Raw genomic sequence first — 15,854 nt, forward strand, 5'->3', positions numbered from 1 at the left:
TAATAGCCAAAAAATTTTCTTATAATTTCTTGACTGATTTTCTAATAACAAGTGTAGATTCTATATATACACGGTCATTATTTGCAGGCTTATTCTGTATTATATTTAATAAATTAATCCCTCCCATTTCACTCATTAAAAATGCATCTTTTCTTACACTAGTAAGTGTAGGCGTAACATAATTACAAAAGTTACTATTATCAAATCCAATAACAGATATATCTTCTGGAACATTTAACCCACTTTCACTGACTGCTTTAATTGCCCCCACTGCAATATCATCATTAGCACAAAAAACAGCTGTTGGTTTTTCAGATAACCTTAATAGCTTCATCATATTATCATACCCACTATCAAGTGTATATTTACCAGTCATTATATAATCTTCATTAACCTTAATATTATTATCTTCTAGTGCTTTTATATATCCTTTTTTTCTATAAGCACTTGATTCAAATCCATCATTACCTTGTATATATGCAATATTTTTATGATTATTTCTTACAAAATAATTTACTGCATCATAAGCCCCTTTAGTATCATCATTTACTATGTTTACAATATTATCTATATCAACAACTCTATTTATAACAACTATAGGTATATTTTTTTCAATTATTTTCTTTATAAACTCATCGTCCTCTTTTCTCTGACTTACAACAATAATTCCATCAAAATTTTTATTGTCAACAGGATGAGAATCATCATACTGATCAATACCTCTTATTACTAAGTTATATTCCTTATCTATAACCTTATTTATACCCTTAACAATTTCGTGAAAAAACGTATCAGATGTTCCCTCACTTATAGATGAAAAAAATAGCCCTATAACGTAAGATTTTAAAAGCACTAAACTTTTTGCATTATAATTAGGAACATAATTAAGTTCCTTTGCTAATGCTTTAATCTTGTTTTTAGTATCTTCGTTAATATAAGGGCTATTATTTAATGCTCTAGAAACTGTCGTATGTGACACATTTGCAAGCTTTGCAATATCTTTTATAGTAACACTCATTTTTTCACACTCCTTCTGGCTTATTATAATATTTTATCATATTATTACCATTTTGTGCAAAAAATATATTTTGTTACTTTATATAATTACTCTTAATTGTTAGTGCAATACTCATCAATTGTATCTGCAACAATTTTTGCTTTTGCTACAGCTTCAACAACAGTTTTAGCTCCAGTTACTACATCTCCCGATGCAAATGTTCCTTTTTTAGTTGTATTACCTTTATCATCAGTAATTAAAAGTCCCCATTTATTAGTATCAAGTTCAGTTGTATTAGAAACTATATTAGATTTAGGATTTTGGCTTACTGCTATTATTACAGAATCACATTCATAGAACTCTTCTTTACCTTCTAATATCTTAGTTTGAATTCTTCCATTTTCATCTGTAATATTCTCAGTTAATGCAAATTTTATTCCTTCATCAGTGATTTTTAAAGGTGCTTTAAATAAATCAAATTTAACTCCATCTTCCTTTGCTTCACTTATTTCTTGTTTTGTAGCTTTCATTTGTTCAAAGCCTTTTCTATAGAATACAATAACTTCATCTGCACCATATCTTTTTGCACTTCTTGCTGCATCCATAGCTACATTACCGGCACCTATTACTGCAACTCTCTTTCCTAATCTATAGTCTAAAGGCGATTTTAAATAATCTATAGCATAGTGAACATTTCCTAATGTTTCTCCAGGTATATCAAGTGTTTTTGGATTCCATACTCCAGTACCTATAAATGCAGCTTTATATCCGTCTTCAAGTAGCATATCTAATGTAACTACAGGTCCAATAAGAGTATTAGGTTTTATTCTTACACCAAGTTCTACTAATCTATCTTCAATTTTATCTATTATCTTTTTAGGTAATCTATACTCAGGTATTCCGTATCTAAGTACACCACCAATTTTACTATGAGCCTCAAATATAGTAACTTTATAACCTCTTTGAGCAAGAATAAATGCCATTGTCATTCCAGCAGGACCTCCACCTATAACGGCAACTCTATCTTTATCCTTTGGAACAAATTCAAATTTTGCTTCCTCTAGATACTTTAATGAAATTTCATGTTCAATCTTATGAAAATAAACTGGCTCACTTTTTATTCCCTTTACACAGTTCCCCCTACATTGATCTTCATGTATACATACTAAAGAACAAATAACTGATAAAGGATTATTTTCAAATAATATCTTTCCTGCTTCCTCAATTCTTCCTTCCTTGTATAAAGCAATCACTTCTGGTATTGCTGTATCAATAGGACAATTTTCTCTACATCTAGGTTTTTTGCATCCTAAACATTTTTGTGCTTCTTCTAATAATGTTATATTATCTAACATTTGTATCCCCCTTTTTATTTCAATATATTAGTATATTAACCTATTTATAACATTTTTTCAAATATAATATTTGCAGTATAAGTTAGGAAATTATCATCTAATATTTTTAACTATTTCCATTATCATATCAACTCTATTAAATGGTACTATAAAATATAAGCCATCACAGATATCTTTAAGTTTTCTTCCAATGTCTACAGCTATCTCCATACCTACTTTTTGGGCTTCTTCCTTAGGCATGCCTTCTTTAAATTTATTAACTATACATTCAGGTACATTTACTCCAGGCAACTCATTGTTTAAAAATACTGCATTTCTATAACTTACTATTGGAAGTATTCCACCCAATATTTTAGTATTTGTTTTTTCTTTTATTTCTTTAATAAACTGCATAGCTTCTTCATCGTATATAGGTTGAGTTAAAAAGAAGCTTGCACCACATTCTATTTTTTTCTTCATTCTTTCATATTCAACATGTTTATTTCTAACATTTGGGTTCAAAGCTCCTCCAATTAACATGCCATTATTAAAAAAAACATCAGTATTCATAGTATTTATAAGATTAATTAATTTAAATGAATTTAAATTAAATACACTCTTTGTTTTAACTTTACTTATATCAGATACTGGGTCACCAGTTATAGCCAACACATTTCTTATATTTTCAATATGTGCTCCTATAAGACTTGATCTTATTGCATTAGTATTTTTATCTCTACAGCATACATGAGGCATTGCTTCTATACCGATTTCCCTTTTTATTTTAGCTGATATAAGCACTGAGTCTGCCCTAACCCTAGACATTGGTGAATCAGGTACTGTAACCAAATCAATTTTATTTTTTTTACATATATCTGCACTATTAATCAACTTAGTAACATCTGTATCAACAGGAGCTGTAAGCTCTACTGCAATAACAAATTCATTATTCTTAAGTTTATTTTTAAAGGTATTTGATACATTATCAGAACTATCAATTTTCTTACTTATTTCTTCATTCTTTTTTACTTCTTTAAAATCTTTCTTTTCTAATATCTTCTTTATTTCTTTAATATACAAAGGATTTGTTCCACAACATCCTCCTAAAATTACTGCTCCTTGCATCCTTATATCATTAATTCTTCTTGCAAAATATATAGGATTATTAGGATATACAGTTCTCTCATGAATAATTTCAGGAAATCCTGCATTAGGAAGAATAGAAACTATATCACCTTTTGATATTTTTATTTTTCTTACTAATTCCAATAAATGAGCAGACCCAGATCCACAATTCATTCCATATGCATCGATATATTTGTTATTTTTTACATTTTCAAAAATATTATCTACACCAACTCCATCTCTTGTATAGCCATCTGGCTTAAATGCAAACTGAGTTAAAATAAAGTTATTTTTATTTTTTTTCTTAATATACTCACTAATTTTATCTAAATGATGATAACTGCTAAATGTTTCAAATATAAAAATATCTATTCCTTTTTCTATAAAACAATCTACTATAAATTTATATTCTTCAAGTATTTCATCATCATTTTCTTCCATGTATTCATTTCTTATAGGCCCTATACTGGCACCTATATATACATTTCTATTACCTACTGCTTCTTCTGCTATATTAATACCTTCAGAAATTATATCTTTCAACTCTTTTCTTGTTATTCCAAGATCATATGTATTAGCTGAAAATGTATTCGTTCTTATAAGTTTAGCCCCTGCTTCAATATATTCACAATGTATTTTTTTTATAATGTCTCTATTATTTAAATTTGCAAATTCACAATAAGATATATCATTACCACTTAATTCTGAATAATATGTTCCCATTGCCCCATCACAAATCAAAATATTATTTTTTAAATACTCAGTAATCATAATTAATCTCCCCAATTCATATAATTTACCGATATTATACTACATTTTCCTAACTTAGTCTTTAATTTCATTATGATAAAAAAAGACTATATTAAACTATTGTATAAAAACTTTAATTTGATATAGTCTCTTTAAAATTATTTACTCTTTTCTTTTTTAGGAATATCTATTATTACATTTTCATTTCCAGTTACTTTTCCATCTTCTTCTGGTTTTATTTCAATTGTAGAACCTGTCCCTGTACCATCTGGCTTTGTTTCTGGTTTTATTTCAGGCTTTACTTCTGGTTGTGGTGGCTCAGGTTTTACTTCTGGTTGTGGTTGTAGTGGAATAACCACATCTTCTTTTTTGTCTGCATTATTTGATGGAGCTTCAGGCTTAAGCTCAATTTCCTGAGTCATATTAGAAGATGATGATGAAGTATTATTATTTTCTTCTTTTATTGAATCAGAATCCTTATCAATACTTGCAGATGGTAATTTTGATTCTTGATGTTTATTAGGTTCGTCCTTAACCTTTGTTTCATTATCAGTAGTTATAGCAGATGAATTATTCTTTTCATCTGTTTTAGATACTGCTGATTTATCTTCTTCTTTATTTGGAATAGTTTCTAAATTATTAATTTCATCACTATTTGAATCCCAATATACAACATTATCTTGATCTTTAATTTGCGCTGTAAGTTCTTTTACAGGTGCATTCTTAATATTCTTTTTCGTAACTTCATCTGCTACTTTATAAGCTTCATATCTTCCAAGACTTATTCCTTTTTCATTAGCTTCCTTAATATCTTCTTTCTTATCAACTGTTACGCATGCAACATTTTGACTATCAAAAGTTGATACTATTATTCCTTTTATATTTTCTGCATACTCAGTATCACAATCGTTATTTGGGAAACCTACTGCTACAAGTACATCTTTATTCTTACTTAAATAATCTTTTTCTATTAGAATATCTTTTATTTTTTTTATTCCATCATTTATATTTAAGTTTTTAATTTCTTGAAAATCAGCATCTTGTCCATCCAAATTTTTGCCTTCTACTTTAATTATATTTTTCTTATTATCAGCTGTAATTTCTATACTTGGATTTATATCTATACTAACGACTGCATAAGCTTTACTAAATATCAAATTTTGAAAGACGGTGAATACAATCAAAAATAGTGCTGCTATTGACCCAAAACTCTTCATAAATATATTCATATTAAAATGCTTTTTATTAGACGATTCAGCACTTTTAACAATATCTTCTTCAAAGTAGAATATCTTCTGCCCTATAGACATTCCAGGTTTAACAAGAATTCTATCCATAGTACCATCATCACACATAACAATAGCATAGTCATCTTTGACTTCCATTATTAACCCTTTATTCATTTTATCACCTACTTTCTGATCCAGTTTTTTAATGCATTAAGATTTTTATTGATTATAATTACTACTGAAATAATGAATTTTTTACTCCTTTTAACAACTTTTTCTGTAACTCCAAACTTCAAAACAATCTTCTTTATTGGAAGTCTTCGTTTTAAATACATAAATGATACAAATTCTTCCTCTTCACTAATTTTTTGTGCTAAATTAATTGCATTTTCTCTTGTAGCCTGTTGTTTAGGGGCTTCATTCACTAAATCATCTAATGAAAAACCAAATAGTTCAATTTCACTTTTTAGTTTTTCAATCTGTTCAACCAGTATGCTGTTGTCCTCTTTTTGCTCTAAATATTCGTCCTTGAATTCAATTCCACTATCAAGTAACTCTTCAAGTGATGAGTGTACATGTCTATTCTCACCTTTTAAATAGTTTTTAATCCTGCTGGATATAACTAATTTAGCATACGACAAAAAATGGCCTTTTTCATTATCATATCTTTCGACAGCTTCACTAAATGCCAGCATTCCAACACTTAATTCTTCATCGTTTTCACATGAAACATACCTGCCTGTAACATCTGAAATGCTCTTTATAATAAAAGGCATATGACTATCTATAATTTCATTAATACTAGTACCTTCATCACGATTTAAATCAATTAAAACATTATTGAGCATACATCCGCTCCCTTCCTGGTCATTAATATATACCAAAAAAATTATGTATTTTGGTACTTTTTTGACCAAATACATTTTACCATAAAAAATTCTCAAATTTACTTGTCCTAAATATTCTATTACCTACATAGTATATATTACCATATTTTTTTCTATACAATAATATATACTATATTATTAAGTAAAATTTAATATTACTCACTAATCCATCACAAGAATTAATTAATATGACTATTCACTCTACATAACTAAGTTACGTAATGATTTATTGGACTAATATTTTTAATAGTTCATCACTACTTAATTTATCAATAATATTATTTTCTTTTAACTCTGTTGTCAAGACACTATTAATTAAATGTCTTTTATCTTCTTGTAATAATATTATTTTTTCCTCAATTGTTCCTTTTGCAACAAGTTTTATCACTTCAACTTCTTTTCTCTGGCCTATTCTATGAGCTCTATCATTGGCCTGTTCTTCAGCTGATGGATTCCACCATGGATCTAAATGCAAAACCATGTCAGCACTTGTCAAATTTAGTCCTGTCCCCCCTGCTTTTAGCGAGATTAAAAAAACACTTTTTTCTTTTGTTTCGTTAAATTCATTTACCTGGCTTACACGTGTTTTTGCATTTGTATTTCCATCAAGATAAAAATAATTGATTTTTTCTTCATCTAGTAATTTTGCAACTTTTTTTAAGGCTGAAGTAAATTGTGAAAAAATAAGAATTTTATGATTACTGATTTTTTCTTTTACCATATTCTTAACAAAATCTATTTTTCCACTTCCTCCATTATAATCATCTATTACTATAGATGGGTCAATACATATCTGACGAAGCTTAGTAAAATAAGCAAACAAATCTATACTTCTATAATTCTCATCTTTAATATTATTTTGAATTTCATTTATAAGCCCTTCATATATACGTTGTTGCATAATTGTATTTTCCACCATATATATTTTCTCTGTTTTTTGTGGCAACTCTGTTATAACATCAGATTTTGTTCTTCGCAATATATATGGTCCTATTAATACTTTTAATTCATTTAAATTTTCCTCTTTTGATTCAACATTCTTTATAAATCTTTCATTAAATTTCTTATTTGAAAACAAATAACCCGGCATAATAAAATCAAATAATGACCATAACTCATCTAAATTATTCTCTATAGGAGTACCTGTTAAAATAAATTTATTTTTGCCATTTAATTTTTTTACTATACTGCTTATTTGTGATTTATGATTATTAATATTCTGTCCTTCATCCAAAATAATATTTTCAAATATAATATTATCATAAATATCTGAATTTGACCTTACTGTTCCATAAGTAGTTAAAATAACACTATATTCTTCCATATTATTTAGTATAAAATTCTTATTCTTATTGCTTCCATGGAGAATTCCAACCTTTAAATCTGGTGCAAATTTTTGAATTTCTTCATCCCAGTTGTAAATCAAAGAAGTTGGACATATTATCAATGAAGTATTTTCTTTCTGAGTAAGAAGAAATGATATTGTCTGAATTGTTTTTCCAAGCCCCATTTCATCACACAATATTCCCCCTAATCCAAACCTCTTCAAATTCATAAACCACTCAAAACCTTCTTTTTGATATGGTCTTAGACTTGCCTTTAAATTTTCTGGCACTTTAAAATCAGCACTCAATTTATTATTCTTTACTTTATCTATAATATTTTTTATTTTGTCCGTATTACAATTATATAACTTCTCATTCTCAAGTCTTTCATCTAAATAAAGTAACTTGTTTAACTCTATTTCATATTCATCCCTATAGTTTTCTATATTTAAATTAAGGTTGTCAATAATTCTAAATATTTTTATCAATTCTTCATTTGTTAAATCAATAAATTTTCCGTTTCTAAGTCTAAAATAATGCTTTTTCTCTTTGTAAGCATTATAAGCATCTTCAATTTGATTATTAGAAATTCCATTTAGATCAAATGATAAATCATACTTTCCATTATCCTTTTCCTTAACATGTATCTTTTCTAATTCCCCATAATATAAATTATAACTCTCATCACTAAATTCAGCTGTACCAATCTTTTTTAATAATTGAGATTTATATTTTATAAACTCATAAAATTCTTCTTCTTCCCCCAAAAATTCAAATCTTTCATTTCTAAAATAAAATCTACAGTTATTCAATTCACTTTCAATTATTCTTAGCTTTTTAGATGGACATATTATTTCATTATTAATACTCGAGGCATCTTTATAGTCTAACTCTCCAAATTCACTATTAATCATAACTTTACAAATATAACTTTCATCTTCTTTGTAAAAATCAAACTTTACTTTTACTCCACTACTTATCTCTTTTATTATATTTTCATCATAATACATATTTTTAGCTATCCTGCTAAGACACCATACAATTTTATTTAAATCATCCTTTATAATATCTGAATTTAACTCTATTCTTCCTTTCTCCTTTAATCCAGAATAAAAAATTCTATATAATTCTATCTGTCCACTACTTGGTATATATAAATCTCTATCATAAAACCAAAGATTCATCTTTTTATTTAAAGGAATAGGAAATACTTTAGTTGTTGTTATAATATATTTATTACTCACTTTTTTTATAGTAAAAGTTAAAGGTAGATTTTCATTTCTTATCTTACTTAAATATGTTTGATATTTATATACAAATTTTATCTTTTTATTCGGAATATTATTTAGTATTCTTTGAAGCATTGAACTTGATAGTCGTAATTTATTTTTATTATGAATATCTCTACTTATTATATTATAATCATACAAACTACTTATTAAATCCATATCATCATCACTTAAATAATACTTATTTTTATTATAAATCAAACCATTTCCAATATGATATTCTTCATCATTTATCACTTTTTCTATGAATTCTGAAATATTAAGTACAGGATATATCTTTGAATTTCCAATATACAAAAATATATCAAAATAAAGTTCTTTTTCATCATTTACTTCTTTTAGCGAAATACTAAGTTCTAATTTTTCTCTTTTATCTTCTAATTTATTATAATTGCAGAATTCTTTTGTTTGTAAAATTTCGTTTATTATTTTTTTCTCTAATGTACCTTTACCATCAGCCTTATTACTAATTTTATTTTTAATTTGATTTATGAATTGAAGACCTGTTGCTATAATATGTTCACATTTATAACGATTGTTTCCTACAGAGCCATCCTTATATGTATTACAATTACACTTGGATAATGTAATCACTTCATTTTTTAAATCTATTTTTAAATGAGCACTATAACTTTGAAGTTTATTTTCACTTTTAAAATTACCATATATATTGTAGTAACCTTCAGACTTATGGATGTTAAATTTTATAAGCTCTTTATCATTTAATAATTTTTTTGCTCTATTAACATTTATTGTTGATGTACTACCGAGTACAATCTCTTCTAATTTTGATAATTTCATAAGTTTTACCTCCCATTTTTATCACAACTGCAAAAAGGAGCTTAGAGACCGGCGAAGGACACTCTAAGCTCCATAATTAGCACTTTTACGTACCAACTGCTCATATAGAATATCATATAACTATAATATTATCAAGTCATTTGTTTCAGCACATACCACCATTACCTCCACCACTTCCTCCACATGCATTCATATTATTATTGTTATTTCCAACTCCCTGCTTTGGAACACTCCTCATATTCGCATATTTTGTAGCATATTCAATCACTCTTGCTTGAAGTGTATTCAAACTGCTTAAATATTCAGTATTATTAGGATCCAATTCAACTGCTTTTCGTAAATAATTTAGTCCAGTTTCAAACCATCCTTTTTGTACACATACAAATCCTTGCAGATAATTCCATTATCCATTTTCTCTGTCATTCGCAATATTCAGCCTTGCTTCTGCTGCTACAAAATTCTTTTTTTCAATAAGTCCTCTTATTTCTTTATATATATTTCTATTCACTAGCATATCGTATGCATCATTAAGTTTCTGGATTTTCTCTTGTGTTGTCTCATCCTGATTCATAGTATATTCTTCTAACAAAGCTTTATATCTTTCTTTTATTTCATCCTGTGATGCATTATTATTAATTCCTAATACCTCATACGGATTCACTCTTCTACGCTCCTAACATTATATTATATCTCTGTTACTAAATATATTTTTCAAATAATATATTATTACTCTGTAGTAAATGATTAAAAATATAAAATCAGGTAAATAATTTTACTTTTTATTAATGTTTCATAAAATATTTATTTAATATAACAGCTCTTATAGCTTCATATTTTGTAAATTTAGGAAGTTTATTTTTTAATTCAGATACTTTATCATATCCATATTTTTCACAAGCTTCTACTATTAATTTTTCTTCTTCCTCATTAAAGAATTCACTTAAATTAATATCAAATGGATTTTCTCCAATTTCTTTAAGATATTCCTGAACATATCCTAATACTGTGGATACTGAAATTTCTAACTTTTCAGCTACACTATGAATATTTTCTTTTTTCTTAAGCATATCAATAGCTATTTCATCATTATTTCTAGTTTCTCCATCAAGTATAACTTTTCTTTTTTTCTTATAACTCCAGTTTACATCTATATGATTTTCTAAAATATAATTATTTATTGCTTCTATAAATCTTTCTCCATAAGAACTTATTTTTTTAGGCCCCATTCCACTAATATCTTTTAATTCTTCTAAAGTTGTAGGATATCTTCCACTCATTTCTTTAAGACTGTTCATAGAAATTATAAATTGAGGATATTCTGTATTTTCTTCTCTAGCGATTTCTGCTCTTACATTTTTAAGTATTTCATATAATTTTTCATCTGTTGATACTTCAAGTATAAGAGTATTTTCTTCTGAATCATCATTGTTTTCTTCTGATTTTTCTTCTAAAACAATATTATGTTTCTGTACATATTCCTTAATTACCTCTTCAAATAATTTACCATACTTACTATACTTGACTTCACCAACACCAGAAATATTTTTCATTGAATCTTCATTTATTGGATATTTCACAGACATTTCTTTAAGAGTAACATCTCCAAATACAATGTAGGGTGGAACATTATGTTCTTTGGCAATTTCACTTCTAATTCCTTTAAGTATTTCAAATAATTCATTATCTTCTCTAATCCTTTTATTAACCTTAAATTCTTTAAGGATTACTTTTGTTTCGCCCACAAGAACCTGTCTTGATACAGAATTTAAAGACAAAACTGGATAAGTTCCTTGTACTACTGTAATAAATCCTTGAGATATTAATGTATTTATAAAATTCTTAAGTTCTTCTGCTGAATAATCCTTCATTATTCCATAAGTTGATAACTTATCAAATTCAAACTGCAACACTTTTTTATTCTTAGAACCCCTTAAAACATCAATAAGCATTCCTGCTCCAAATTTATGTTTCATCCTATAGATACATGAGAGAACTTTTTGTGCATCTACTGTCTTATCTGTCATTTCTCCCTCATTCAAACAATTACTACACTTATTACAATTTTCATTATATTCTTCTCCAAAATAATTCAATATATATTTTCTATAGCACTCATTACTAAATACAAAATCCTGCATCTGCTGAAGTTTTTCGTATTGATTATTTTTTCTTATTGGATTTTCTATGGAGTTTTCTATTAAATACTTTTGAACATGAATATCTTGTGGTGAAAATAACAAGATACATTCACTTTCTTCACCATCTCTTCCTGCTCTTCCTATTTCCTGATAGTAACTTTCTAAATTTCTAGGCATATTATAATGAATGATATACCTTACATCTGGCTTATCAATCCCCATGCCAAAGGCATTTGTCGCAACCATTATTTTTGCTCTATCATAAATAAAATCTTCCTGATTTTCTCTTCTATTTTCTTCAGATAAACCTGCATGATAATGTGTAACACTAAAGCCCTTTGAAGATAATAATTCATAAATGTTATCTACTTCTTTCCTTGTTGCTGCATAAATAATCCCTGAAACATCTATATTATCTTCTATGTATTTAAGCATATATGCTTTTTTACTTTCACCTTTAACAATATTAATAGTTAAATTTTCTCTATTAAATCCAGTTACAAAAACTTCAGGATCTTTTAACTTTAATAAAGAAACAATATCATTTCTAACTTCTTCAGATGCTGTAGCAGTAAATGCTGTTACTATTGGTCTCTTCTTTAAAAGATTAATAAATTGAGAAATTCTTCTATAGCTAGATCTAAAATCATGTCCCCATTGAGATATACAGTGGGCTTCATCTACGGCAATTTGAGATATATCACATCTTGAAATGACATCTAAAAATAATCCTGATTCAAGTCTTTCAGGTGCAATATATAATATTTTTATATCTCCCATTTCAAGGTCTTTTATGATATTATTTTCTTCTTCACTTGTAAGGCTACTATTTATATACGCTCCCTTTATTCCCATATCCTTTAATGTATCAACCTGATCTTTCATAAGCGATATTAAAGGAGATATTACAATAGTTAATCCTTCTAACATAAGAGCAGGTACTTGATAGCATATAGATTTTCCCCCTCCAGTAGGCATAATAGCAAGCACATCTCTTCCTTCTACTATTGTATCTATAATCTTTTCCTGACCTCTTCTAAAACTCTTATATCCATAATACTTTTCTAAAATCCCTAATGAAGTTTCACTCATACCTTTTTATTCTCCTTTACAATAACGAAATAAAACGAACATATGTTTTATTTTGATTATTAACATATATTTATTTTTTATTCACATTCTTCAACAAATTTTATTATATTTTATTAGCATGTATGGCACAAATAAAACTGTATTATTGCCAAAACCTAAAACATCATAAATAAAAGCCGCTCTAAATTTTTAGAACAGCTTTTTATCCTTATATTAACTTATTCAATATAGTCTTAACTAAATAGTCACTTATTTTAGTAAGCTAATACTTCAACTCCATCTTCAGTTATTAAAACTGTATGTTCCCATTGTGCTGATAACTTATCATCTTCTGTATAAATAGTCCATCCATTATCAGCATCTTGATATACATCATATGTACCTTCATTAACCATTGGTTCAACTGTTAATACCATACCTGGTACTAATAACATTCCTGTACCTGCTTCACCTATATGAGGCACAAATGGTTCTTCGTGGAATTCATTTCCTACTCCATGACCACCTAATAATCTTACTATAGAATATCCGTTATCATGAGCAACCTTTTGACATGCAGCTCCTATATCACCTAAGAATCCCCATGGTTTAATTGCTTTTATACCAGCAAGCATACATTCTCTAGATACTTCAACAAGTTTTTTAGCTTCTTCAGATACTTCTCCAATCATAAACATTCTTGAAGCATCTGAATAATATCCATCTAATATAGTAGATACATCAACATTTATTATATCTCCATCTTTTAATATTACATTTTCATCTGGAATACCGTGACATACTTCATTATTTATTGATGTACATACGCTCTTTGGAAATCCTTCAAAATTTAATGGTGCTGGAATTGCACCATGTTCAGTAGTATAATCATAAACAAGCTTATCAATATCTGCTGTACTCATTCCTGCTTTAATTTTGCTTGCTACTAAATCTAATACACCGTTATTTATTGCTGCACTCTTTTTTATTCCTTCTATTTCTTCAGGTGTTTTAATTAAACTTCTATCTGGAACTTCGTATCCCTTTAATCTGTAACTTTCTATTTTTTCATCAAATTCTAAGTGGCATTTCTTATATTTTTTACCACTACCACACCAGCATTTCGCATTTCTATCATCTGCCATTTTACTTTTGCACCTCTTTATTTTCTCTAAATTTTATTTACTATATAATAATTAAATTTCAACAATTATAATTTTTCCAAAGCTAATCAATATAAATGTCACTTAAAATATAGCAATAATATATTATAGCTTAATTATTAATCTATGGTTTATTATATATCAAAACAAATTATATAACAAATTCCTAAAGAATATTACTTCCTAGCTCTTTCAGCTTTAAGCTTCTTTCCCTTTATGGTCATATCTCTTAATGCTTTTAATACAAACATTCCTTTTCCATTAAGTATTTCTACATATGATCCATTATCTTGAACATCAATGATACCGATATCTGTTCCTGAAACACCATTAACTTTTGTTATTGCTCCAACAATATCTCCTGGTCTTATTTTCTTTTTCTTTCCACCATTTAAATAAATCTTTGTTATATCAGCATTTATATTTTTAGATTTTTCTTTCTTTTTCTTAGGTGCTGATTTTAAAATTTCTGTTCCAATTTTGAAATTTTCTTTTATTGTTTCATTTGAAGGATTTTCTTTTACAGGAAGCTCAAAACCTATATATTTTTGAATTTCATCTAAATATCTATCTCCTTTTCTTGTACATATGGAAATAGCTTTTCCTTTTGCACCAGCTCTTCCACTTCTACCTATTCTATGAACATATGCTTCTTTTTCAACTGGAAGTTCAAAATTTATTACATGAGTTATATTTTCTATATCTATACCTCTAGCTGCAATATCAGTAGCAACAAGTATTCTAAATTCACCTTTTTTGAATCTATCCATTACCTCAAGTCTTTCTTTTTGTAATAGTCCGCCATGAATTTTCCCTGCAGAATATGACTTTGATTTCAAAAATTCAAATATATTATCAACACTATCTTTAGTTCTTCCAAAAATAACAGCTGTTTCTGGCTTTTCACATATTAATATATTATTTAAAAAGTCAAGTCTACTATCATAATTTACATAATACAGATTATGCTCTATATTATCTGTAATAAGTTTCTGGTTCTTAATTGAAATATCAACTGGTCTATCCATATACTTTTCACAAAGTTCTTTAATTTCTTGAGGAATTGTTGCAGAAAAAAGCATAGTAACCTTTTTCTTTGGAATTCTTCTTATTATTCCTTCTACCTGTCTAATAAATCCCATATTAAGCATTTCATCTGCTTCATCAATTACAAAATACTTAATTTTTGAAACATCAAGACTTCCTCTATCTATATGATCTAATATTCTTCCTGGAGTTCCTACAACCACATGAGTCTTTTGTTTAAGAGCTCTAGCCTGCTCACTTATAGGCTGCTTACCAAATACAGGTACACATTTTATTCTCTTAAATCTTCCTATATTAATAAAATCATCACTTACTTGAACTGCAAGTTCTCTTGTTGGACTTAGCACTAAAACTTGTGGCTTATTTTCTTCCCAATCTATCTTTTCACATAAAGGTATAGCAAAAGCCGCTGTCTTACCACTTCCAGTCTGTGATTTAACTAATAAATCTTTATTTAGCATTATTTCAGGAATTACTCGTCCCTGTACTTCAGATGGTTTTTTATATCCTAACCCTTCTATAGCTCTCATTATTTCATCACTTAATTTAAATTTACTAAATTCATTTTTCATCTATGTTATATATCTCCTGACTTTTTACTTTAATTCACCCAAATTCTATTTATTATATCACCATAAACTCATATATACCAATTATTATATATTTAAAAAACAAAAAGAACCTCAATGACATTTTAT

9 protein-coding genes and 1 pseudogene are annotated in these 15,854 nt (G+C 27.5%); all 10 read right to left on the minus strand.

The window, feature by feature from the left end:
- Positions 1–19: 19 nt before the first annotated feature.
- The 10 genes and pseudogenes from HF850_RS06925 to HF850_RS06970 all read right to left on the minus strand — a co-directional run bounded on the left by HF850_RS06925 (position 20) and on the right by HF850_RS06970 (position 15,728).
- The gene (locus tag HF850_RS06925; RefSeq protein WP_169104737.1) at positions 20–1,018 is read right to left on the minus strand and encodes a LacI family DNA-binding transcriptional regulator; all 999 of its coding nucleotides are present in this window, start codon (positions 1,016–1,018) and stop codon (positions 20–22) included.
- A 92-nt stretch (positions 1,019–1,110) separates the two neighbouring features.
- The gene (locus HF850_RS06930; RefSeq protein WP_169104738.1) at positions 1,111–2,352 is read right to left on the minus strand and encodes an NAD(P)-dependent oxidoreductase; all 1,242 of its coding nucleotides are present in this window, start codon (positions 2,350–2,352) and stop codon (positions 1,111–1,113) included.
- A gap of 93 nt (positions 2,353–2,445) precedes the next feature.
- Positions 2,446–4,227 (minus strand): bifunctional homocysteine S-methyltransferase/methylenetetrahydrofolate reductase, encoded by a 1,782-nt coding sequence (locus tag HF850_RS06935; RefSeq protein ID WP_169104739.1) that lies wholly within the window; start codon positions 4,225–4,227, stop codon positions 2,446–2,448.
- Positions 4,228–4,364: 137 nt separating this feature from the next.
- Complete coding sequence (locus tag HF850_RS06940; RefSeq protein WP_169104740.1) at positions 4,365–5,609, minus strand: anti-sigma factor domain-containing protein; 1,245 nt, start codon at positions 5,607–5,609, stop codon at positions 4,365–4,367.
- 8 nt (positions 5,610–5,617) lie between these two features.
- A complete protein-coding gene (sigI, locus tag HF850_RS06945; protein ID WP_169104741.1) occupies positions 5,618–6,283 on the minus strand; it encodes an RNA polymerase sigma factor SigI in 666 nt (221 codons plus the stop codon).
- A 265-nt stretch (positions 6,284–6,548) separates the two neighbouring features.
- A complete protein-coding gene (locus tag HF850_RS06950) occupies positions 6,549–9,737 on the minus strand; it encodes an SNF2-related protein (RefSeq protein WP_169104742.1) in 3,189 nt (1,062 codons plus the stop codon).
- A 145-nt stretch (positions 9,738–9,882) separates the two neighbouring features.
- Positions 9,883–10,398: pseudogene (locus HF850_RS06955) on the minus strand (J domain-containing protein).
- A 121-nt stretch (positions 10,399–10,519) separates the two neighbouring features.
- Positions 10,520–12,967: a DNA helicase RecQ gene (gene recQ / locus HF850_RS06960; RefSeq protein WP_169104743.1), complete on the minus strand. Its 2,448-nt coding sequence runs from the start codon at positions 12,965–12,967 to the stop codon at positions 10,520–10,522.
- Positions 12,968–13,221: 254 nt separating this feature from the next.
- Positions 13,222–14,091: a methionyl aminopeptidase gene (locus HF850_RS06965; protein WP_169104744.1), complete on the minus strand. Its 870-nt coding sequence runs from the start codon at positions 14,089–14,091 to the stop codon at positions 13,222–13,224.
- Between the two features lie 194 nt (positions 14,092–14,285).
- On the minus strand, positions 14,286–15,728 hold the full coding sequence (locus HF850_RS06970; protein WP_169104745.1) for a DEAD/DEAH box helicase: 1,443 nt from the start codon (positions 15,726–15,728) through the stop codon (positions 14,286–14,288).
- Positions 15,729–15,854: the final 126 nt, after the last annotated feature.

Origin of the sequence: Clostridium sp. SM-530-WT-3G (assembly GCF_012843905.1) — a bacterium.
Lineage (GTDB): Bacteria > Bacillota > Clostridia > Clostridiales > Clostridiaceae > Clostridium.

Bases quoted from the DNA above. Each gene is read 5' to 3' on its own strand.
- HF850_RS06950 (WP_169104742.1), bottom strand. From the start codon at position 9,737: ATGAAATTATCAAAATTAGAAGAGATTGTACTCGGTAGTACATCAACA.
- HF850_RS06970 (WP_169104745.1), bottom strand. From the start codon at position 15,728: ATGAAAAATGAATTTAGTAAATTTAAATTAAGTGATGAAATAATGAGA.
- HF850_RS06935 (WP_169104739.1), bottom strand. From the start codon at position 4,227: ATGATTACTGAGTATTTAAAAAATAATATTTTGATTTGTGATGGGGCA.
- sigI (WP_169104741.1), bottom strand. From the start codon at position 6,283: ATGCTCAATAATGTTTTAATTGATTTAAATCGTGATGAAGGTACTAGT.
- HF850_RS06940 (WP_169104740.1), bottom strand. From the start codon at position 5,609: ATGAATAAAGGGTTAATAATGGAAGTCAAAGATGACTATGCTATTGTT.
- recQ (WP_169104743.1), bottom strand. From the start codon at position 12,967: ATGAGTGAAACTTCATTAGGGATTTTAGAAAAGTATTATGGATATAAG.
- HF850_RS06930 (WP_169104738.1), bottom strand. From the start codon at position 2,352: ATGTTAGATAATATAACATTATTAGAAGAAGCACAAAAATGTTTAGGA.
- HF850_RS06965 (WP_169104744.1), bottom strand. From the start codon at position 14,091: ATGGCAGATGATAGAAATGCGAAATGCTGGTGTGGTAGTGGTAAAAAA.
- HF850_RS06925 (WP_169104737.1), bottom strand. From the start codon at position 1,018: ATGAGTGTTACTATAAAAGATATTGCAAAGCTTGCAAATGTGTCACAT.